General features: G+C 70.3%; 16 protein-coding genes and 1 tRNA gene. 11 read left to right on the top strand and 6 right to left on the bottom strand.

Annotated features, from left to right (window positions below; translation table 11 throughout):
- Positions 1-6: 6 nt before the first annotated feature.
- Entirely contained in the window at positions 7-2,667 is a 2,661-nt protein-coding gene (gene polA / locus IH45_RS0124665; RefSeq protein ID WP_394298708.1) for a DNA polymerase I, read from the bottom strand.
- Between the two features lie 296 nt (positions 2,668-2,963).
- Between polA and IH45_RS0124660 the strand changes: the two genes are divergently transcribed.
- The 7 genes from IH45_RS0124660 to IH45_RS0124630 all read left to right on the top strand — a co-directional run bounded on the left by IH45_RS0124660 (position 2,964) and on the right by IH45_RS0124630 (position 12,267).
- Positions 2,964-5,252 carry an FdhF/YdeP family oxidoreductase gene (locus tag IH45_RS0124660; RefSeq protein ID WP_030672444.1) on the top strand — a complete coding sequence of 763 codons (2,289 nt, stop codon included), beginning with the start codon at positions 2,964-2,966 and terminating at the stop codon, positions 5,250-5,252.
- A 147-nt stretch (positions 5,253-5,399) separates the two neighbouring features.
- Entirely contained in the window at positions 5,400-5,873 is a 474-nt protein-coding gene (locus IH45_RS0124655) for a PaaI family thioesterase (RefSeq protein WP_030672427.1), read from the top strand.
- 517 nt (positions 5,874-6,390) lie between these two features.
- Positions 6,391-7,623, top strand: a complete 1,233-nt coding sequence (locus IH45_RS0124650; protein WP_030672424.1) for a branched-chain amino acid ABC transporter substrate-binding protein — start codon at positions 6,391-6,393, stop codon at positions 7,621-7,623.
- Positions 7,624-7,816: 193 nt separating this feature from the next.
- Complete coding sequence (locus tag IH45_RS0124645) at positions 7,817-8,746, top strand: branched-chain amino acid ABC transporter permease (RefSeq protein ID WP_030672420.1); 930 nt, start codon at positions 7,817-7,819, stop codon at positions 8,744-8,746.
- Between the two features lie 5 nt (positions 8,747-8,751).
- Positions 8,752-10,578, top strand: coding sequence for a branched-chain amino acid ABC transporter permease (locus IH45_RS0124640; RefSeq protein ID WP_030672417.1), 1,827 nt, complete (start codon positions 8,752-8,754; stop codon positions 10,576-10,578).
- Between the two features lie 7 nt (positions 10,579-10,585).
- Complete coding sequence (locus IH45_RS0124635; protein ID WP_030672415.1) at positions 10,586-11,536, top strand: ABC transporter ATP-binding protein; 951 nt, start codon at positions 10,586-10,588, stop codon at positions 11,534-11,536.
- Complete coding sequence (locus IH45_RS0124630) at positions 11,533-12,267, top strand: ABC transporter ATP-binding protein (protein WP_030672412.1); 735 nt, start codon at positions 11,533-11,535, stop codon at positions 12,265-12,267. Before IH45_RS0124635 ends, IH45_RS0124630 begins: the two co-directional genes overlap by 4 nt.
- Positions 12,268-12,349: 82 nt before the next feature.
- On the opposite strand, the gene IH45_RS0124625 is transcribed toward IH45_RS0124630, so the two are convergent.
- Positions 12,350-13,051 carry an ANTAR domain-containing response regulator gene (locus tag IH45_RS0124625; protein WP_394298703.1) on the bottom strand — a complete coding sequence of 234 codons (702 nt, stop codon included), beginning with the start codon at positions 13,049-13,051 and terminating at the stop codon, positions 12,350-12,352.
- Between the two features lie 63 nt (positions 13,052-13,114).
- Here IH45_RS0124625 and IH45_RS0124620 point away from each other — a divergent pair.
- The 3 genes from IH45_RS0124620 (at position 13,115) to IH45_RS0124610 (ending at position 14,959) form a co-directional block, all read left to right on the top strand.
- Positions 13,115-13,189 (top strand) — tRNA-Leu (locus IH45_RS0124620).
- A 188-nt stretch (positions 13,190-13,377) separates the two neighbouring features.
- Positions 13,378-14,160 carry a helix-turn-helix domain-containing protein gene (locus tag IH45_RS0124615; RefSeq protein WP_394298707.1) on the top strand — a complete coding sequence of 261 codons (783 nt, stop codon included), beginning with the start codon at positions 13,378-13,380 and terminating at the stop codon, positions 14,158-14,160.
- A 25-nt stretch (positions 14,161-14,185) separates the two neighbouring features.
- Positions 14,186-14,959: a helix-turn-helix domain-containing protein gene (locus tag IH45_RS0124610; RefSeq protein ID WP_030672405.1), complete on the top strand. Its 774-nt coding sequence runs from the start codon at positions 14,186-14,188 to the stop codon at positions 14,957-14,959.
- Between the two features lie 22 nt (positions 14,960-14,981).
- Here IH45_RS0124610 and pyk read toward each other — a convergent pair whose 3' ends face one another.
- Positions 14,982-16,418 carry a pyruvate kinase gene (pyk, locus tag IH45_RS0124605; protein ID WP_030672403.1) on the bottom strand — a complete coding sequence of 479 codons (1,437 nt, stop codon included), beginning with the start codon at positions 16,416-16,418 and terminating at the stop codon, positions 14,982-14,984.
- Positions 16,419-16,583: 165 nt separating this feature from the next.
- Positions 16,584-17,324, bottom strand: coding sequence for an SIMPL domain-containing protein (locus tag IH45_RS0124600; RefSeq protein ID WP_030672402.1), 741 nt, complete (start codon positions 17,322-17,324; stop codon positions 16,584-16,586).
- A gap of 199 nt (positions 17,325-17,523) precedes the next feature.
- On the opposite strand from IH45_RS0124600, the gene IH45_RS0124595 reads away from it, so the two are divergent.
- The gene (locus tag IH45_RS0124595) at positions 17,524-19,326 is read left to right on the top strand and encodes a bifunctional metallophosphatase/5'-nucleotidase (protein ID WP_030672400.1); all 1,803 of its coding nucleotides are present in this window, start codon (positions 17,524-17,526) and stop codon (positions 19,324-19,326) included.
- An 81-nt stretch (positions 19,327-19,407) separates the two neighbouring features.
- On the opposite strand, the gene IH45_RS0124590 is transcribed toward IH45_RS0124595, so the two are convergent.
- Together IH45_RS0124590 and IH45_RS0124585 are read right to left on the bottom strand one after the other, a co-directional pair.
- Entirely contained in the window at positions 19,408-20,928 is a 1,521-nt protein-coding gene (locus IH45_RS0124590) for a lysine N(6)-hydroxylase/L-ornithine N(5)-oxygenase family protein (protein WP_030672398.1), read from the bottom strand.
- On the bottom strand, positions 20,925-21,919 hold a 995-nt coding region (locus tag IH45_RS0124585; protein ID WP_032918253.1), incomplete at its 5' end, for a pyridoxal phosphate-dependent decarboxylase family protein. The genes IH45_RS0124585 and IH45_RS0124590, both read right to left, overlap by 4 nt.

Here is a 21,919-nt window from a genome sequence, read left to right as displayed (position 1 = left end):
CCCCGGTCAGTGCGCCGCCGACTCCCAGTCGCCGCCGTAGCCGACCGATACGTCCAGCGGGGCGCGCAGCTCCACGGCGCCCGCCATCTCGCGCCGCACCAGCTCCTCGACCTGCTTGCGCTCGCCGGGCGCGACCTCCACCACGATTTCGTCGTGCACCTGGAGCAGCATCCGGGAGGTGAGGCCGGCTGCCCGCATGGCCTCGTCCACCCGCAGCATGGCCACCTTGACGATGTCGGCGGCGGTGCCCTGGATCGGCGCGTTCAGCGCCATCCGCTCGGCCATCTCGCGGCGCTGGCGGTTGTCGCTGTTCAGATCCGGGAGGTAGCGGCGGCGGCCCATGATCGTCTCGGTGTAGCCGGTGGCGCGGGCCTTGTCGACGACGTCCTGGAGGTAGTCGCGCACCCCGCCGAACCGCTCGAAGAAGTTGTCCATCAGGCGGCGGGCCTCGTCGGGCTGGATGCCGAGCTGCTGGGAGAGGCCGAACGCGGACAGGCCGTAGGCCAGGCCGTAGGACATCGCCTTGATCTTGCGGCGCATCTCCGGGTCGACCTCGGACTTGGCGACCGAGAAGACCTGGGAGGCGACGGTGGTGTGCAGGTCCTCGCCGGAGGTGAACGCCTCGATCAGGCCCGCGTCCTCGGAGAGGTGGGCCATCACGCGCAGCTCGATCTGGCTGTAGTCGGCCGTCAGTAGGGATTCGTAGCCCTCGCCGACCACGAAGCCGCGGCGGATCGCGCGGCCCTCGTCCGTGCGGACCGGGATGTTCTGCAGGTTGGGCTCGGTGGAGGAGAGGCGGCCGGTGGCGGCCACCGTCTGGTTGAAGGTGGTGTGGATACGGCCGTCCGCCGCGATGGTCTTGATCAGGCCCTCGACCGTGGTGCGCAGCTTGGACTGCTCACGGTGGCGCAGCATGATCACCGGGAGTTCGTTCTCGGTCTGCGCGGCGAGCCAGGCCAGGGCGTCGGCGTCGGTGGTGTAACCGGTCTTGGTCTTCTTGGTCTTGGGCAGGCCCAGCTCGCCGAAGAGGACCTCCTGGAGCTGCTTGGGCGAGCCGAGGTTGAACTCATGGCCCGCCGCGGCGTGCGCCTCCTGGACGGCCTGCTGGACGGCGGCGGCGAACTGCTGCTCGATGCGCTCCAGCCAGCCCCGGTCGGCCGCGATGCCGGCCCGCTCCATCCGGGCCAGCAGCACACTCGTGGGCAGCTCCAGGTCGCGCAGCAGCCCGGCCGCGCCGACCTCGTCGAGCTTGGTGGTCATGGCGGCGCCGAGGTCGAGGACCGTACGGGCCTGGTTCATCAGGGCGTCGGCCTGGGCGCGGTCGTCGGCGCCGAAGGCCAGCTGCCCGTCGCCCTCGGCGGCCGGGGCCAGGTCGCGGCCCAGGTACTCGACGGACAGGGCGTCCAGGGCGAAGGAGCGGCGGCCGGGCTTGACGAGGTAGGCGGCGAGGGCGGTGTCCATCGTGACGCCGTCGATGCTCCAGCCGTGCTCGCCGAAGACCCGCATGAGGCCCTTGACGTTGTGCATGACCTTGTGGCTGGCGGGGTCGGCGCTCCAGGCGGCGAAGGCGCGCTCGTCGGCCTCGTCCAGCTCGGTGGGGTCGAACCAGACGGCCGGGCCCTCGGCGGTGGCGAGGGCGACCTCGGCGACGCTGCCGCTGCCCACCGTCCAGGTGTCGACCGTGGAGACGCCGAGCAGCTTCTCGCCGTGCTCGGCCAGCCACGGGGCCAGCTCGCCGGCGCCGGCGACCGTGCCGTCGATCTCGACCTCGGCGGGCGCGGGGCCGGCGTCCTCGGCCTCCGCCGCGCCCGGGTCGGCGGCCAGCAGCCGGTCCCGCAGGCCCTGGTTGCGGATCTCCAGCGCCTCCAGGAAGACGGTCAGCGCCTTGCGGTCGTAGGCCGCGCGCACCAGCTCGGCGGGGCCGCAGGGCAGCTCCACGTCGCGCACCATCTCGGTCAGGACGCGGTTGAGCTTGACCGCCTCCAGGTGGTCGCGGAAATTCTGCCCGGCCTTGCCCTTGACCTCCTCGGCGCGCTCCACCAGCTCCGCGAACGAACCGAACTGGTTGATCCACTTCGCGGCGGTCTTCTCGCCGACACCGGGGATGCCGGGCAGGTTGTCGGACGGGTCGCCGCGCAGCGCCGCGAAGTCCGGGTACTGGGCCGGGCTCAGGCCGTACTTCTCCTGGACCTTCTCCGGGGTGTAGCGGGTCAGCTCGGAGACGCCCTTGGTGGGGTAGAGCACCGTGACGTCGTCGGTGACCAGCTGGAAGGAGTCGCGGTCGCCGGTGACGATGGAGACCTCGAAGCCCTGGGCGGTGGCCTGGGTGGCGAGCGTGGCGATGACGTCGTCGGCCTCGAAGCCCTCCACGGCGAAGCGCTTGACGTGCATCGCGTCCAGCATCTCGCCGATCAGCTCGACCTGGCCCTTGAACTCGTCGGGGGTCTTGGAGCGGTTCGCCTTGTAGTCGGGGAACTCCTCCGAGCGCCAGGTCTTGCGCGAGACGTCGAAGGCCACCGCGAAGTGGGTGGGAGCCTCGTCACGCAGGGTGTTCGCGAGCATCGACGCGAAGCCGTAGATCGCGTTGGTCGGTTGCCCGGTGGCGGTGGTGAAATTCTCCACGGGCAGGGCGAAGAACGCCCGGTACGCCATGGAATGCCCGTCCATCAGGAGCAGCCGGGGACGGCCGCCCTCCACCGCTTCGGTGCCGGTCGCTTCGCTCTTCTTCGCTGCCTTTGCTGCCACACCCCGATCCTGCCACGCCCCACTGACAATCCCCGCCGCGACGACCGCGGCGGCGCCGCTGTCAGCCGTCCGTGACAGGATCTGAAGGCGTACGGGCACCCGGCCGCCGCCGCCCGCGGGGACCGCGCCGCACGCACCCCCACCGCATCGACCACGCTCGGCAGCCGCCCGGACACACCTCCCGGACCGGCGGCCGGGCCCGGCTCAAGGGAGAGGCCATGGCAGGCAAGCCGCCCGCGTCGGACCCCATCCAGGACGCGCCCGAGGTCACGGCACCGGAGCACTCCGCCGTCGGCCTGCCGGCCATCAAACACGCGCTGCGCGTGTCCCAGCAGCAGATGGGCGTGCGCCGCACGGCCCTGACGCTGCTCCGGGTCAACCAGAAGGACGGCTTCGACTGCCCCGGCTGCGCCTGGCCCGAGCCCGAGCACCGGCACGCCGCCGAGTTCTGCGAGAACGGCGCCAAGGCGGTGGCCGAGGAGGCCACGCTGCGCCGCGTCACCCCGGAGTTCTTCGCCGCCCACCCCGTCTCCGACCTCGCGGACCGCAGCGGCTACTGGCTCGGCCAGCAGGGCCGGCTGACCCATCCCGTATATCTGCCCGAGGGCGCCGACCGGTACGAGCCGGTGTCCTGGGAGCGGGCCTTCGACATCATCGCCGAGGAGCTGACCGCCCTCGACTCCCCCGACGAGGCCGTCTTCTACACCTCCGGCCGGACGAGCAACGAGGCCGCCTTCCTCTACCAGCTCTTCGCCCGCGAATTCGGCACGAACAACCTGCCCGACTGCTCCAACATGTGCCACGAGTCCTCCGGCTCCGCGCTCACGGAGACCATCGGCATCGGCAAGGGCAGCGTCCTGCTGGAGGACCTGTACAAGGCCGATCTGATCATCGTCGCCGGGCAGAACCCGGGCACCAACCACCCCCGTATGCTCTCCGCGCTGGAGCAGGCCAAGAACGGCGGCGCGAAGATCATCTCGATCAACCCGCTGCCCGAGGCGGGCCTGGAACGCTTCAAGAACCCGCAGACCCCGCGCGGCCTCGCCGGCCGCGGCACCGCCCTGACCGACCTCTTCCTCCAGGTGCGCATCGGCGGCGACCAGGCCCTCTTCCGTACGCTGAACCGGCTCATCCTGGAGACCGAGGGCGCCGTCGACACCGGGTTCATCGAGGAGCACACCCACGGCTTCGAGGAGTTCGCGGCGGCGGCCCGCGCGGACACCGACTGGGAGCAGACGCTCGCCGCCACCGGCCTGACCCGCGCGGAGATAGAGCGCGCCCTGGAGATGGTCCTGAAGTCGCGGCGCACGATCGTGTGCTGGGCCATGGGCCTGACCCAGCACAAGCACTCCGTCCCCACCATCCAGGAAGTCGTCAACTTCCTGCTGCTGCGCGGCAACATCGGCCGCCCCGGCGCCGGCGTGTGCCCCGTGCGCGGCCACAGCAACGTCCAGGGCGACCGCACGATGGGCATCTTCGAGCGCCCGGCCCCCGCCTTCCTGGACGCCCTGGAGAAGGAGTTCGGCTTCGCGCCGCCCCGCGAGCACGGCTTCGACGTCGTACGGGCCATCCGCGCCCTGCGCGACGGCGACGCCAAGGTCTTCTTCGCGATGGGCGGCAATTTCGTCTCCGCCACCCCGGACACTGAGGTCACCGAGGCCGCCGTGCGCCGCGCCCGGCTGACCGTGCACGTCTCCACCAAGCTCAACCGCTCCCACGTGGTCACCGGCGCCCGCGCCCTGATCCTGCCCACCCTGGGCCGTACGGAGCGCGACGTACAGGCGGGCGGCGAGCAGTTCGTGACAGTCGAGGACTCCATGGGCATGGTGCACGCCTCCCGCGGCCGCCTCGCGCCCGCGAGCGGGCACCTGCTCTCCGAGCCCGCCATCGTCGCCCGCCTCGCCCGCCGCGTCCTCGGCCAGGCCAGCCCCACGCCCTGGGAGGAGTTCGAGAAGGACTACGCCACGATCCGCGACCGGATCGCCCGCGTCGTCCCCGGCTTCGAGGACTTCAACGCCAAGGTCGCCCGGCCCGGCGGCTTCGCCCTCCCGCACGCCCCGCGCGACCAGCGCAAGTTCCCCACCGCCACCGGCAAGGCCAACTTCACGGCCGCGCCCGTCGAGTACCCGCACCTGCCCGAGGGCCGGCTGCTCCTGCAGACGCTGCGCTCGCACGACCAGTACAACACCACGATCTACGGCCTCGACGACCGCTACCGCGGCATCAAGAACGGCCGCCGCGTCGTCCTGGTCAACCCCGAGGACGCCCGCGCGCTGGGCGTCGCCGACGGCTCGTACACCGACCTGGTCAGCGAGTGGACGGACGGCACGGAGCGGCGCGCGCCCGGCTTCCGCGTCGTCCACTACCCGACCGCGCGCGGCTGCGCGGCGGCGTACTACCCGGAGACCAACGTCCTGGTACCGCTCGACCATACCGCCGACACCAGCAACACCCCCGCCTCCAAGTCGCTGGTGGTCCGCCTGGAACCGGCCGCGCCACAGACGTGACCAGGCAGTACGCACGGCGGTACGGCCCCGGCCCGTTCCGCCGTCCCGTGGCCTGATAAGAACATGCACGACTCAACGACCGGCATCGGTCCGGCCGTACCGGTACGCCGCACCGACACCACGGGCACACGAACGGAGCCGCAGGACATGGGCGAGCAGAGCGCGACCAAGTTTCCGCAGGAGATCATCGACCAGTGGGCCGAGCCGGGCCTGGACCTCGCCGCACTGTTCTCCGCCGGACACCTCGGTACGCGCATGAGCGTGCAGGTCCTGGAGGCCGCGCCGGAGCGGGTGGTCGGCACCATGCCCGTCGAGGGCAACACCCAGCCGTACGGCCTCCTGCACGGCGGCGCCTCTGCGGTGCTCGCCGAGACCCTCGGCTCGGTCGGCGCGATGCTGCACGGCGGCCCCGCCAAGCAGGCGGTCGGCGTCGACCTGAACTGCACCCACCACCGCGGCGCCCGCTCCGGCCTGGTCACCGGCGTCGCCACCCCCGTGCACCGCGGCCGCTCCTCCGCCACGTACGAGATCGTCATCACCGACGAGAGCGGCAAGCGGGTGTGCAGCGCCCGGCTGACCTGCATGCTGCGCGAGGTGGACGCGTCGGCGTACCGCAACTGAGACCGGCCCGGCGAAGCGCCCGGCACCACACGGCCCCGTTCCCGTACCAGGGAGCGGGGCCGCCGTACGTCCGCGGGCGCGCGGCCCCACGCCGTACGCCGTCGCCCGCCATCACACTCCGTAGTCCGCGCCGCCGGCACGCCCGCCGCCGGGCTCCCTCTTTTCCCTCACCCGCGCACCCGTCCCGCACGCCACATCCGATATGCGGACACCCGCGCCATGATCAACCCCAAATACCCTGCACAAAGTGCGAGTTCACGCTCCGCCCGGCGTCCGTACGCGATGTAAGGACCATGAGCGCAAAACGCTCATCGACGGTCATAACAAGAGCGTCACATCCTGGTCAGCGGCTCTGTCAGGGCACGCGGCACCGCTCTAGAGTCACCGCCAGTCACCGCGCCGCCGGGCGCGCCCCAGCACGGATCCGGTACCACCCCCGTACGGCCCGGCGCGCGCACCGGTCGTGCGACGCGCGCCGACCGCGCCAGGGAAAGGACTGATCGTGCATCACCGTTCCTTGCTCATACTCACCACCGCGGTCACCGCAGGCGCCCTCACCCTGACCGCATGCGGCTCCCGCGACGAGGGCTCGAAGGGCGGCGAGAGCGCGAAGACGTCCGTCACCATCGGGCTCGACGCCCCGGTCACCGGCGAACTCTCCGCCCTGGGCCTGGGCATCCGCAACTCCGCACAGCTCGCCGTCGACAACGCCAACAAGGCCGGCGAGGTCAAGGGCGTCACCTTCAAGCTCGAACCCCTCGACGACAAGGCGCAGGCCAACGTCGGCCAGCAGAACGCCACCAAACTCGCCGGCGACAAGGACGTCCTCGGCATCGTCGGCCCGCTGAACTCCAGCGTCGCCCAGTCCATGCAGCAGGTCGCCCAGCAGAGCGGCGTCGTCCTGATCTCCCCCGCCAACACCACCCCCGACCTCACCCAGGGCAAGGACTGGAAGCAGAACAAGCGCGTACGGCAGTTCTCCACCTACTTCCGTACGGCCACCACCGACGAGGTGCAGGGCGCCTTCGACGGCCAGTTCGCCTGGGAGAAGGGCAAGTTCAAGAACGCCTACGTCATCGACGACCAGAAGACCTACGGCGCGGGCCTCGCCGCCTCCTTCAAGACCCAGTTCACCAAGCTGGGCGGCAAGGTCGTCGGCTCCGAGCACGTCAACCCCGAGGACCGGGACTTCAAGGCCGTGGTCGCCAAGGTCAAGGCGGCCAAACCCGACGTGGTCTTCTACGGCGGCGAGTACCCCGCGGCCGGCCCGCTGAGCCAGCAGCTCAAGGACGGCGGCGTCACCGCGCCCCTGATGGGCGGCGACGGCATGTACAGCGCCGACTACATCCAGCTCAACAAGAAGGCCCAGGGCGACTACGCCTCCTCCGTCGGCAAGCCCGTCGAACAGCTCGAATCCGCCAAGAAGTTCATCGCCGACTACAAGGCCGCCGGCTACAAGGACCGCTACGAGGCGTACGGCGGCTCCACCTACGACGCCACCTGGGCCGTCATCCAGGCTGTCAAGAAGGTCGTCGCGGACAACGGCGGCAAGCTGCCCACCGACGCCCGCAAGAAGGTGGTCGACGCCCTGAACAAGGTTTCCTTCGACGGCGTCACCGGGCATGTCGCCTTCGACCAGTACGGCGACACCACCAACACGATGATCACCGCCTACCAGGTCGACCAGGGCAAGTGGGTCGCCCGCTTCAGCGCCGAGTTCAAGAAGTTCGACAAGGCCGGCAAGAGCTGAGCCCCCTGAGCTGACCACCCGCCGAGGCCGGCGGGCCCGGACCGTACCCGGACCCGGGCCCGCCGGACCGCACCGCACCACACCGGCCAGTGCCCCGGCTCGCGCCAGGACGCCACGAACGACCCGGCGCGCCCGCGGCACACGGGCTGCCGCCACCGCCCGTACCGTCTTCCCACCCCACGGAGGCCCTGCGGTGAACGAACTGCCGCAACAGCTGGCCAACGGACTCATCCTCGGCGCGATGTACGGACTCATCGCGATCGGCTACACGATGGTCTACGGCATCGTCCAGCTCATCAACTTCGCCCACGGCGAGATATTCATGGTCGGCGGCTTCGGCGCGCTGACCGTCTTCCTCCTCCTGCCCTCCGGCGTCAACCTCCTCTACGCGCTGCCGCTGATGCTGATCGGGGCCGTGCTCGTCGCCGTCCTCGTCGGCGTGGCAGCGGAACGATTCGCCTACCGGCCGCTGCGCGGCGCGCCCCGCCTCGCCCCCCTCATCACCGCCATCGGCCTGTCCATCGCCCTCCAGCAGGCCGTCTGGAAGTGGTACCCGGAAGGCAACAAGGCCCGCGTCTTCCCCCAGTTCAAGGGCGACTCCTTCCAGATCCTCGGCGCCACCGTCCAGCGCGGCGACATCTTCGTCCTCGTCGCCGCCCCCGTCTGCATGATCGCCCTCGGCTTCTTCGTCTCCCGCACCCGCAGCGGCCGCGCCATGCAGGCCACCGCCCAGGACCCGGACACCGCCAAGCTCATGGGCATCAATACCGACCGGATCATCGTGCTGGCCTTCGCCATCGGCGCCGCCTTCGCGGGCGTCGCGGCCGTCGCGTACGGACTGCGCACCGGCGAGGTGCAGTTCCGCATGGGCTTCATCCTCGGCCTCAAGGCGTTCACCGCGGCCGTGCTCGGCGGCATCGGCAACATCTACGGCGCCATGCTCGGCGGCGTCGTCCTCGGCGTCGCCGAAGCGCTCGCCACCGGCTACATCGAGGACATCCCCGGCATGCAGCAGTTCGGCGGCGGCGCCTGGAAGGACGTCTGGGCCTTCGTCCTCCTCATCCTCGTACTCCTCCTGAGGCCACAGGGCCTGCTGGGCGAACGCGTCGCGGATCGGGCGTGATAGCGATGACCACCCCACCCACCACCGGCGCCGCGCCGCAGCACCACCCCGGCGTCCTGCCCCTGCCCCAACGCGGCGCCCTCCTCACCACCGCGGCCGCCGCCCTCGCCACCGCCGCCTCCACCGGCCTCGCCTGGACCTGGAGCAGCGAGTTCCCCGGCGACCTCACCTACTACGGCTCCCCCGCCGGCCTACAACTGATTACCCTCGCCGGCGGCGTCCTCACCCTGCTGTTCGCCCTCTCCGGCCTCGGCGTCCGCGGCCTCGGCTGGCTCACCCCCGCCGGCCGCACCGCCCCCGTCCTGCTCGCCGCCATCGCCACCTTCGCCGCCACCTGGTTCACCCTCGGCGCCATCGCCGTCCAGCTCGGCGGGCTCGTCAACCTCGAACCCGGCGGCTTCGCCGCGGGCGCCGCCGCCCTCGCCGCGCTCCTCGGCGCCCTCGGACTGCCCGCCGACCGCACCGCCCCCGCGGGCCGGGAGACCGGCCCGGCGCCCGGCGCCTGGCAGCGCTTCACCGGCGCCCTCGCCCCCGTACCGCTGCGCAAGCCCGCCCGCGCGCTGCCCTACTGGGGCGAGATCCTCGTCATCGCCGCCGCGTTCGCCGCCGGACTGTACGTCTTCACGTACGGCATCGACGCGGACGACGGCCCGCCCTTCGTCGGCTACCTGATCTTCGTCGTGCTCGCCGTCCCCGCCCTCCAGCGCGCCGGACTCACCAGCCGCCTCAGCGAGATCACCGCCCGGCACCGCACCTTCGCACTGACCGCCGCCTTCGTCGCCGCGGCCTGCTTCCCCCTCACCCAGGAGACCGACCAGTACACGATCATCGGCGCCAACATCCTCGTCTTCGCCACCGTCGCGCTCGGCCTGAACGTCGTCGTCGGCCTCGCCGGACTCCTCGACCTCGGATACGTGGCCTTCCTCGGCGTCGGCGCCTACGCCGCGGCCCTGGTCTCCGGCAGCCCCGAATCCGCCCTCGGCCTGCACTTCCCGTTCTGGGCCGCACTGCTCACCGGCGCCGCCGCCTCCCTCGTCTTCGGCGTCCTGATCGGCGCCCCCACCCTGCGGCTGCGCGGCGACTACCTCGCCATCGTCACCCTCGGCTTCGGCGAGATCTTCCGTATCGCCATGCTCAACCTCAACGGCACCACAGGCCCCGACGTCACCAACGGCGCCATGGGCATCCCCAACATCCCCAACCTGGAGATCTTCGGCTTCAACTTCGGCGAGCCCCACGACATCCTCGGCTTCACCATCGCCACCTACGGCAACTACTACCTCCTGATGATCCTCGTCACCGCCTTCGTCGTCCTGGTCTTCCGCCGCGCCGCCGCCTCCCGCATCGGCCGCGCGTGGATCGCCATCCGCGAGGACGAGACCGCCGCCGTGGCCATGGGGATCAACAGCTTCCGGCTGCGCCTGCTCGCCTTCGCCCTCGGCGCCGCCCTCGCCGGACTCGCCGGAACCGTCCACGTCCACATCGTCACCACCGCCACCCCCGAGCAGTTCCAGTTCGCCGGCCCCACCCCGCCGAACTCCGCCTTCCTCCTCGCCGCCGTCATCCTCGGCGGCATGGGCACCCTCAGCGGCCCCCTGGTCGGCGCGGCCCTGCTCTTCCTCATCCCCGCCAAACTCGACTTCCTCCAGGACTACCAGCTGCTCCTGTTCGGCCTCGCGCTCGTCCTGCTCATGCGCTTCCGGCCGGAGGGCCTGATCCCGGACCGCAGGAAGCAGCTCGAATTCCACGAGACCGGCCAGCTCGACGTACCGCCCGACACCGGTCTGCCCGAACGGGACCAGGCCATCGGCGGCACCCAGGCGAAGGCGTGACGCGACCATGACGACATTCCCCAGCACCGCCGAACCTGCCGGTACCGCCGACACCACCGGCACCGTCCTCGAAGCCGCCGGCGTCACCATGCGCTTCGGCGGACTGACCGCCGTACGCGGCGTGGACCTCACCGTACGGACCGGCGAGATCGTCGGCCTCATCGGCCCCAACGGCGCCGGGAAGACCACCTTCTTCAACTGCCTCACCGGCCTCTACGTCCCCACCGAGGGCAGCGTCAGCTACCGGGGCACCCGCCTCTCCCGCAAACCCCACCTCGTCACCAAAGCCGGCATCGCCCGCACCTTCCAGAACATCCGCCTCTTCGCCAACATGACCGTCCTGGAAAACACCCTCGTCGGACGCCACACCCGCACCAAAGAGGGCCTCTGGTCCGCCCTCCTGCGCGGCCCCGGCTTCCACAAGGCCGAACGCTCCTCCGAGCAACGCGCCATGGAACTCCTGGAGTTCACCGGCCTCGCCGCCAAACGCGACCACCTCGCCCGCAACCTCCCGTACGGCGAACAGCGCAAACTGGAGATCGCCCGCGCCCTCGCCAGCGACCCCGGCCTGCTCCTGCTCGACGAACCCACCGCCGGCATGAACCCCCAGGAGACCCGCGCCACCCAGGACCTCGTCCTCGCCATCCGCGACCAGGGCACCGCCGTCCTCGTGATCGAGCACGACATGCGCTTCATCTTCAACCTCTGCGACCGCGTCGCCGTCCTCGTCCAGGGCGAGAAGCTCCTCGAAGGCACCTCCGAGGTCGTCCAGGCCGACGAACGCGTCATCGCCGCCTACCTGGGCACGCCGTTCGATGACGCACCCGGAGCCGAGGAGGCGGCGGAGGTACGGGCGGCGGAGGAGGCGCGAAGCGGGGCGGCACCAGGAGCCGCCCCGGAGGACTCGCCTCCGGACGCCGCGTCCGGGCCCGCCACCCCGGAAGGAGGTGCCCGATGACCACGCCCACGTCTGCCCACCCGCTCCTCCAGGTCGAGGACCTGCGCGTCGCCTACGGCAAGATCGAAGCCGTCAAGGGCATCTCGTTCTCCGTCGAAGCCGGCCAGGTCGTCACCCTCATCGGCACCAACGGCGCCGGCAAGACCACCACCCTGCGCACCCTCTCCGGCCTGCTCAAACCCCTCGCCGGAAAGATCACCTTCGACGGCGCGCCACTCACCGGCGTGCCCGCCCACAAGATCGTCGAACGCGGCCTGGCCCACTCCCCCGAAGGCCGTCGCCTCTTCCCCCGTCTGACCATCGCCGAGAACCTCAAGCTCGGCGCGTTCCTGCGCAAGGACCCGGTCGGCATCGAGGCCGACATCCGGCGCGTCTACGAACTCTTCCCCATCCTCGGCGAACGCAGCCGCCAGGCGTCCGGCACCCTCTCCGGCGGCGAACAGCAGATGCTCGCCATGGGCCGCGCCCTGATGTCCCGGCCGAAGCTGCTCATGCTGGACGAGCCCTCCATGGGCCTGTCCCCCATCATGATGCAGAAGATCATGGACACCATCCGCGAGCTGCGCACCCAGGGCACCACCATCCTCCTGGTCGAACAGAACGCCCAGGCCGCCCTCTCCCTCGCCGACCACGGCCACGTCATGGAAACCGGCACCGTCGTCCTGTCCGGCACCGGCCAGGAACTGCTCCACGACGAGTCGGTACGGAAGGCGTATCTGGGCGAGGACTGAGGGGCCGGGTCCATACGGAAAAGGGGCTGTGCCGGTCGGTGACCGGCACAGCCCCTCAAGCCTCAACCAGGCGAGGAAGGCGCTACTCCTTCCCCTCCTTCTCCTTCTTCTGCTGCTTCTTCTCCTCGGCGTCCTCGATGACCGCCTCGGCGACCTGCTGCATGGACAGCCGGCGGTCCATCGACGTCTTCTGGATCCAGCGGAACGCGGCGGGCTCGGTCAGCCCGTACTGGGTCTGCAGAACGCTCTTCGCGCGGTCCACCAGCTTGCGGGTCTCCAGCCGCTGGGTGAGGTCGGCGACCTCCTTCTCCAGCGTCTTCAGCTCCGTGAAGCGGCTCACGGCCATCTCGATGGCCGGCACCACGTCGCTCTTGCTGAACGGCTTGACGAGGTACGCCATGGCGCCCGCGTCCCGCGCCCGCTCCACCAGTTCGCGCTGCGAGAACGCGGTGAGCATCAGGACCGGGGCGATGCTCTCCCCGGCGATCCGCTCGGCGGCGGAGATCCCGTCCAGGATCGGCATCTTCACGTCCAGGATCACCAGATCGGGCCGGTGCTCCCGGGCCAGCTCCACGGCTTTCTCGCCGTCCCCGGCCTCACCGACGACGGTGTAGCCCTCTTCCTCCAGCATCTCTTTGAGATCGAGACGGATGAGGGCCTCGTCCTCGGCGATGACCACACGGGTCGTCTGCGGCGGGACATGCGACTGGTCGTCGTCGGCGACGGGCTGCTCGGGCTCGGCGGCGCTCACGGGTCTCCTCGTTCCAGGCAGGTGGTGCTCCATGAGCCTACCTAGCTCCTGTATGGTGGTCCCACAGCAGGTAGCCACTAGCCTTTGAATCTACCGGCCCCGGTAGCCCAATTGGTAGCAGGCAATGGATTCAAAACCCATACAGTGTCGGTTCGAATCCGACCCGGGGCACTTTTTCTTCGATTCCAAGGTCACGCGACAATCGGGAAACTTCCTTCGACCGAGTGACCTGCCACCGTCCAGTCAGCTCTCACGTCCAGGCATGGACACTCGCGAGCGGGGCGGTGATCTTCACTCATGCCGGTGAAGGCATCCTCGCATCACCGTTCGACGGTGCCCTTTCAGCCATGCTCGACTTCATGTACGACACGGAAACGCGCCGGCGAGCTCTCTCCCTCCTTCGAGCCGGATCAAAGAACGCCGATGTCGCGCGAGCCTTGAGCATCCCCCTCGGCACCATCAGCTACTGGCGGCACATGGACCGCGCCAAACGCGGCGAGTGCCCCGGCCCACATCACTCGACATGCCCTCGGTGCGATGGCCGCCTCCTCGACGGATCTGCCTACTCCTACCTTTTAGGGCTCTACCTGGGCGACGGCCACATCGTTCAGCACGCCCAGCACCGGGTACCGAACCTCACGATCACCTGCGCCGATGACTGGCCGGGCCTCATGGACGCCTGTGAGGCGGCGATGCGTGCCGTCTTCCCCGACAATTCGGTCTGCCGGGTCCGCAAGGCCGGCTGCCATGGCCTGAAGGTGCACTCGAAGCACCTGCGGTGTCTGTTCCCGCAGCACGGCAAGGGGAAGAAGCACGAGCGGCACATCGCCCTGGCCCCTTGGCAGCAGAAGATCGTCGACTCCCACCCATGGGAGTTCATCCGCGGTCTCTTCCACTCCGACGGCTGCCGCATCACGAACTGGACCACGCGGATGGTCGGCGGCCAGAAAAAACGCTACGAGTATCCCCGCTATCTCTTCGCCAACAAGTCCGACGACATCCGCAAGCTCTACTCGGACACCCTCACCAAACTGGGCGTTGAGTGGACGACGCTCGCGCGTGGCAGCGACCCCTTCAACATCTCCGTAGCCAAACGAACCTCCGTAGCCCTCATGGACACCCACATCGGCCCGAAGTACTGACCTCGCACCGGAAGGCAGCCCGGCCGTGTACGACATCGCCACCCGCAAACACGCCCTCGCCCTCCTGGCCCAGGGCCGCAATCTCAACTCCGTGAGCAAGGAGACCGGGATATCGCGCGCCGCGATCCGGGAGTGGCGGATCAGGCTGGAGCCGCTCTCCCGACCTGCCACGGAATGCGTACGGTGCGCGAGCCGGCCGCAGCCGCCCGCCGACCCCGCCTCATACTCCTACCTGCTCGGGCTCTACCTGGGTGACGGCTGCATCAGCCCGCATCCGCACGGGGGTTACGTGCTGCGCATCGCCTGCGCGGACGCTTGGCCGGGGCTCATCGATGTCTGCCGGGTGGCCATTACGCGCACCAAAGCCGCCAACAGCGTCTGCCTGGTGGGCAAAGAGGGGTGCGTCATGGTTTCCAGCTACAGCCGGCACTGGCCCTGTCTGTTCCCGCAGCACGGGCCGGGGAGGAAACATGAGCGCGTCATTGCCCTCGATGCGTGGCAGCGCGAGATCGTCGACGCGCACCCTTGGGAATTCCTTCGCGGGCTGTTCCATTCCGACGGCTGCCGGATCACCAACTGGGCGACCCGCCTTGTGGGCGGCGTGCGCCGGCGTTACGAATATCCGCGGTATTTCTTCACCAATACGTCCGCCGACATTCTGCGGCTCTGTACGGACACGCTGGACGCGGTGGGCGTGGCGTGGAAGCAGGCCCGCCACAGCCGCCGCGCGCAGAATGTTTCGGTGGCCCGGCGTGCTTCCGTAGCCCTCATGGGCATTCACATCGGGGCCAAGTATTGAAGCAAACCCCACGGTCACGCGGTTACTTCGGCGAATCGTCCTCGCCGATGTGGTGGACGCGGACGAGGTTGGTGGAGCCGGCCACGCCGGGTGGGGAGCCGGCCGTGATGATGACGACGTCGCCGCGTTCGCAGCGGCCGATGCGCAGGAGCTCCTCGTCGACCTGGGCGACCATTTCGTCGGTGGAGTCGACCTTCGGGCCCAGGAAGGTTTCCACGCCCCAGGTGAGGTTGAGCTGGGAGCGGGTGGCGGGCTCGGGGGTGAAGGCGAGGAGGGGGATGGGGGAACGGTAGCGGGACAGGCGGCGGACGGTGTCGCCGGACTGGGTGAAGGCGACGAGGAACTTGGCGCCGAGGAAGTCGCCCATCTCGGCTGCGGCGCGGGCGACGGCGCCGCCCTGGGTGCGGGGCTTGTTGCGGTCGGTGAGTGCGGGCAGGCCCTTGGCGAGGAGGTCTTCCTCGGCCGCGGTGACGATGCGGGCCATGGTGCGTACGGTCTCGGTGGCGTATTTGCCGACGCTGGTCTCGCCGGAGAGCATCACGGCGTCGGTGCCGTCGATGACGGCGTTGGCGACGTCGGAGGCTTCGGCGCGGGTGGGCCGGGAGTTCTCGATCATCGAGTCGAGCATCTGGGTGGCGACGATGACCGGCTTGGCGTTGCGCCTGGCCAGTTTGATGGCGCGCTTCTGTACGACCGGGACCGTTTCCAGCGGCATTTCGACGCCGAGGTCGCCGCGGGCGACCATGATGCCGTCGAAGGCGGCCACGATGTCGTCGATCGCGTCCACGGCCTGCGGCTTCTCGACCTTGGCGATGACGGGCCGGAAGCGGTTCTCCTCGCGCATGATGCGGTGTACGTCGTCGATGTCGGCGCCGCTGCGGACGAAGGACAGGGCGATGATGTCGGCGCCGATGCGCAGGGCCCAGCGCAGGTCCTCGCAGTCCTTCTCGGAGAGGGCGGGGACGGAGACGGCGACGCCGGGGAGGTTGAGTCCCTTGTGGTCGGAGACCATGCCGCCTTCGACGACCCTGGTGTGGACCTCGGTGTCCTGGACGCCGGTGACTTCGAGGGTGACCTTGCCGTCGTCGACGAGGATGCGTTCGCCGGGGGTGACGTCGTCGGCGAGTCCTTCGTAGGTGGTGCCGCAGCGGTGGCGGTCGCCTTCCACGCCGGGCCGGACGGTGACGGTGAAGGCATCGTCGCGTTCGAGAAGTACGGGACCTTCACGGAAGCGGCCGAGGCGGATCTTCGGACCTTGAAGATCGGCGAGGACGCCGACGCTGCGGCCGGTCTCCTCGGACGCTTTGCGTACCCGCTCGTAGCGCGCCTCGTGGTCGGCGTAGGTGCCGTGGCTGAGGTTGAAGCGGGCCACGTCCATTCCGGCTTCGACGAGTGCCTTGATCTGCTCGTACGAGTCGGTGGCGGGTCCCAGTGTGCAGACGATCTTTGCTCGGCGCATGGTCCGACCCTACGACCTACTCATAGGTAGGGAACTGTGGGAAAGCGACTGCCCAACGGCCTTTGCGTGAAAGGCTCTTGACAAGTAATTGAATGGGCGGATCGGTGCTCTGATGAGCGGATGAGCGGGGCTGTTGAGTGGCACCGGGTGCCGTATCGGGTGGGGTCACAGCTGCGGGCGCGTCATCGTGAAGCGGGCGTTGACCTGTGCGTACACCTCCTGTCGCGCGGGTTCGAGGTCGAGGGCGGGGGCGCTTTCGGCCGCTGCTCCGTAGGCGACGGAGCGGAAAGCGCCGCCGGGGGCCGGCATCGGCGTGGCGTCCTCGGCTCCGGTGTCGGCGATTTCGAGGACGGCGTCGAGGCGCGCGCCGAGCGCTTCGGCGTATTCGCGGGCGCGCTGGACGGCTTCCTGTACGGCCTGCCGGCGGGCTTCGCGGTGGGCGGGCGAGTCGGGGCGCAGGGACCACCAGGGGCCGTCGACGCGGGTGAGGTCGAGGTCGGCGAGGCGGGTGGTGAGTTCGCCGAGGGCGGTGAAGTCGGCGAGGGTGGCGGTGATGCGGACGCGGCCGTGGTAGGCGCGGACCCGTTCGTGGCGGCCCTTGGCGGTGATCTCGGGGGTGACGGAGAAGGCGCCGGTGTCGACTTTTTCGACGGCGTCGCCATAGCTCTTGACGAGGGCGAGGGCCTGGTCGTTGCGGTGGGTCAGGTCCTTGAGAGTGGCGGTGCGGTCGGTGCCGCGGGCCTGGACGGTGATGTCGATCCGGGCGATCTCGGGGTCGGCCTCGATGCGGGCTTCGCCGCGGACGGCGAGGCTGGGCGCGTCAGGGGTGCCGTACGGGAGAGGGGTCCCGTACGGGGGAGGGGACTTGTGCGGGTGGGCGTCGGGCCGGGTGTCGGGGTCGGTCATGGGGGCAGCCTGGCACGGGGCGGGGCGTTTGTCAGGGAGCGGTCCGGCGGCACGGTCATCTGATCGCAACCTGTAAGGGGTGTTGCGGATGAGGTTGCTGAGCCAGAATCTACGCGCGTTGTCCATGGGTGTCGTGGCGTGCGTCGGTGCGTGTGCCGCAGCCGTCGTCCGCCGCCGTGTTTCGTCAAGGGAGATGTACATGCCGCTCGGCCGTAGGAAGTTCCTGGGGAGTTCGGTCGCCACGGGCGCGGGAGCCGCGCTCATCGGTACGGCGGGGCCGGCGGCGGCCGCGCCGGTGTCCGACGGCCGGGCGCGGCCCGCGCGGCGTTACGCGTTCACAGTGATGGGGACGACGGATCTGCACGGCAATGTCTTCAACTGGGATTACGCGACCGACGCGGAATTCGACGACAAGGACCACAACGATGTGGGCCTGGCGAAGATATCGACGCTGGTGCGGCGGGTCAGGGCGGAGAAGGGCGAGCGTCATACGCTGCTGATCGACGCGGGTGACACGATCCAGGGCACGCAGCTGGCGTATTACTACGCGAAGGTGGAGCCGATCACCGGTCCGCACGGTCCGGTGCATCCGATGGCGAAGGCGATGAACGCCATCGGTTACGATGCGGCGGCGCTCGGTAACCACGAGTTCAATTACGGTATCGAGGTGCTGCGCAAGTTCCAGGACAGCTGCGATTTCCCGCTGCTGGGGGCGAACGCGGTGGACGCGAAGTCGCTGCGCCCGGCGTTTCCGCCGTACTGGATGAAGCGGCTGCGCACGCCGTGCGGCCGGGATGTGAAGGTGGCCGTGCTGGGGCTGACGAATCCCGGTATCGCGATCTGGGACAAGGCGCATGTGCAGGGGAAGCTGGCGTTTCCCGGGCTGGAGGAGCAGGCCGCGAAATGGGTGCCGAAGCTGCGCTCGATGGGCGCGGACGTGGTGATCGTGTCCGCGCATTCGGGGACGAGCGGCTCCTCGTCGTACGGGGATCAGCTGCCGTACGTGGAGAACGCGGCGGCGCTGGTGGCCGAGCAGGTGCCGGGGATCGACGCGATCCTGGTGGGGCACGCGCATGTGGAGGTGCCGGAGCGGCGGGTGGTGAACCGCGCGACGGGACGCGAGGTGGTGCTGTCGGAGCCGCTGAAGTGGGGGCAGCGGCTGACGCTCTTCGATTTTGAGCTGGTGTTTTCGCGGGGGCGCTGGTCGGTGGAGTCGGTGTCGGCGAAGGTGCTGAATTCCAATACGGTGCCGGAGGATCCGCGGATCACGCGGCTGCTGCGTACGGAGCAGCGGAAGGTGGTGGCCTATGTCAATCAGGTCATCGGGCGGTCGAAGGCGGAGATGACGGCGGCCGAGGCGCCGTACAAGGACACGCCGGTGCTGGATTTCATCGCGTATGTGCAGGCGGAGGCGGTGCGGAAGGCGCTGGCGGGCGGGGAGCACGCGAAGCTGCCGGTGCTGTCGCAGGCGTCGTGTTTCTCGCGTACGGCGGCGGTGCCGGCGGGTGAGGTGACGATCCGGTCGATGGCCGCGCTGTATCCCTTCGACAACACGCTGGAGGCGCGGATCCTGACCGGGAAGCAGCTGCGGGATTATCTGGAATTCTCCGCGCGGTATTACGTGCGGACGCCGGCGGGCGGGCCGGTCGATCCGGCGAAGCTGACCAATGCGGATGGTGTTCCGGATTACAACTACGACGCGGTGAGCGGTGTTTCGTACGAGATCGACATCGCGCGGGAGCCGGGGCGGCGGATCGGGAAGCTGTTGTTCGAGGGCAAGCCGGTGGCGGACGACGCGCGGTTCGTGCTGGCGGTGAACAACTACCGGGCGAGCGGTGGCGGGAATTTCCCGCATGTGGCGAAGGCGCCGCAGGTGTGGTCGACGTCGGAGGAGATCCGTAACGTGATCAGCAACTGGGTGAAGGAGACCGGGGAGATCGACGGCGCGCGGTTCGCTTCGGTGGACTGGCGGCTGACCCGGGACGGGGTGCCGGTGTTCTGAGACCCGGCGCGGGGACGGCGGCGCAGTCGCGGCCGTACGAAGGCCCAGGTGTCCGTGCGTGCGGAGCCTGGGCCGGGCGGGTCAGGGGTTGTCGATGAGGGTGGAGTTGGGGCGGGGGGCACTGGTAGTGGAGCGGGGTGGTGAGGGGCGTAGGCCGAAGGTGGTGAAGGCGGTGCGGGACGGCAGGGGGTAGACGGGGCGACCGGTGAGGGTGTTGAGGATGGTGGCGCCGCGCCAGGCGGCGAGGCCGAGGTCGGGGGTGCCGACGCCGTGGGTGTGGTGTTCGGCGTTCTGGACGAAGACGGAGCCGGTGACGCAGGGGTCGAGGACGAGGCGCTGTTCGGTGTCGATGCGGGGGCGGACGGCGGCGTCGCGGCGCATGTACGGGTCGAGGGCGGCCAGGAGGGTGTCGGTGCGGGACGTCCGGTAGCCGGTGGCGAGGACGACGGCGTCGGTGGTCAGGCGGCTGCGGGCGGCCTGGTGCGGGTGTTCGAGGTGGAGTTCGACCTTGGTGGTGCCCACGCGGCCGGCCGTACGGACGGTGACGCCGGGGGTGAGGGTGGCGTCGGGCCAGCCGCCGTGGAGGGTGCGCCGGTACAGCTCGTCGTGGATGGCGGCGAGGGTGTCGTGGTCGATGCCCTTGTGGAGCTGCCACTGGCCGGGCAGCAGTTCGTCGCGTACGGGCTCGGGGAGGGCGTGGAAGTAGCGGGTGTAGTCGGGGGTGAAGTGTTCGAGGCCGAGCTTGCTGTACTCCATGGGCGCGAAGGCGCCGGTACGGGCGAGCCAGTGCAGCCCTTCGCGGCCGGCGGGGCGGGCGCGCAGCAGGTCGAGGAAGACCTCGGCGCCGGACTGGCCGGCGCCGATGACGGTGATGTGCTCGGCGGCCAGCAGGCGTTCGCGGTGGGCGAGGTAGTCGGCGGAGTGCAGGACGGGGACGGCGGGGGCGTCGGCGAGCGGTTTGAGGGCCTCGGGTACGTGCGGGACGCTGCCGATGCCGAGGGCGAGGTTGCGGGCGTAGGCGCGGCCCAGGGCCTCGGCCTCGCCGTCCGGGCCGAGCTGGGTGTAGTCCACCTCGAAGGCGGCGCGGTCGGCGTTCCAGCGGACGGCGTCGACCTGGTGGCGGAAGCGCAGGGCGGGGAGGTTCTTGCTGACCCAGCGGCAGTAGGCGTCGTATTCGGCGCGGTGGATGTGGAAGCGCTCGGCGAAGTAGAAGGGGAACAGCCGTTCCCGGTGCTTGAGGTAGTTGAGGAAGCTCCAGGGGCTGGCGGGGTCGGCGAGGGTGACGAGGTCGGCGAGGAAAGGGACTTGGAGGGTGGCGTCCTCGATGAGCAGGCCGGGGTGCCACTGGAAGGCGGGGCGCTGGTCGTAGAAGGCGGTGCGCAGCTCGGTCAGGGGCTCGGCGAGGGCGGCGAGGGAGAGGTTGAAGGGGCCGACGCCGATGCCGACGAGGTCCAGCGGCTCGTCGGGGGTGCTGACGGGCCGGATGCCGGCGGGATCGGGATCGGGTTCGGTGCCGGCGGTGCGGGTCCGGGCCGGCGCCTCGGGCCCGGGATTCGGGGAGGGCAGTGGGAGGGTGGCGGCGTCGGGGTGGGGGGTGCTCATCGCGGGGTGTGGCCTTCCACGAGCTTCAGGAGGGAGGTGAGGTCGTCGGTGGTGGTGTGCGGGTTGAGGAGGGTGGCCTTGAGCCAGAGTCCGGTGGGGGTGGCGGCGCGGCCGAGGACGGCGCGGCCGCGGTGCAGGAGGCGGCGGCGGATGGTGGCGACGGTGGTGTCGTCGGCGCCTGCGGGGCGGAAGAGGACGGTGCTGAGGGTGGGGCGGGAGTGGAGTTCGTGGGCGGGGTGGGCGTCGATGAGGTCGGCGAGGCCGCGGGCGGCGGCGAGGGTGCGGTCGACGAGGTCGGCGAGCCCGGTGCGGCCGAGGGCCTTGAGGGTGACGGCCATCTTGAGGACGTCGGGGCGGCGGGTGGTCCGCAGGGAGCGGCCGAGCAGATCGGGGAGGCCGGCCTCGGTGTCGTCGTCGGCGTTGAGGTAGGCGGCGCGGTGGGCCAGCGGGGCGAGGTGGGCCGTGGCCGGGACGGCGAGGAGGCCGGCGGCGACCGGCTGCCAGCCGAGTTTGTGCAGGTCGAGGGTGACGGTGTGGGCGCGGTGCAGGCCGGTGAGGAGCGGGCGGTGGGTGTCGCTGAAGAGGAGGGGCCCGCCGTAGGCGGCGTCGACGTGGAGGCGGGCGCCGTGGGTGTCCGCGAGGTCGGCGAGGGCGGGCAGCGGGTCGATGGCGCCGGTGTCGGTGGTGCCCGCGGTGGCGCAGACGAGGACCGGGGGGCCGGGGGTGCCGGGGTGGTGGAGGTCGGTGAGGGCGGTGTGGAGGGTGTGGGGGGTGAGGGTGCCGTTCGGGGTGGGGAGGGTGAGAGGTTCGGGGAGGCCGAGGAGCCAGGCGGCGCGGTGGACGCTGTGGTGCGCGTTGGCGCCGCAGACGACGCGGAGCGGCTCGGTGTGCCGGGCGCGGGCGTGTTCGCGGGCGAGGAGCAGGCCGAGTTGGTTGGACTCGGTGCCGCCGGTGGTGATGAGGGCGTCCGGCTGGCCGTCCTCCTGGGGGC

Source organism: Streptomyces rimosus subsp. rimosus, assembly GCF_000720725.1.
Taxonomy (GTDB): Bacteria; Actinomycetota; Actinomycetes; order Streptomycetales; family Streptomycetaceae; genus Streptomyces; species Streptomyces rimosus_A.
This window is presented reverse-complemented; position numbering and strand designations above follow the sequence as displayed.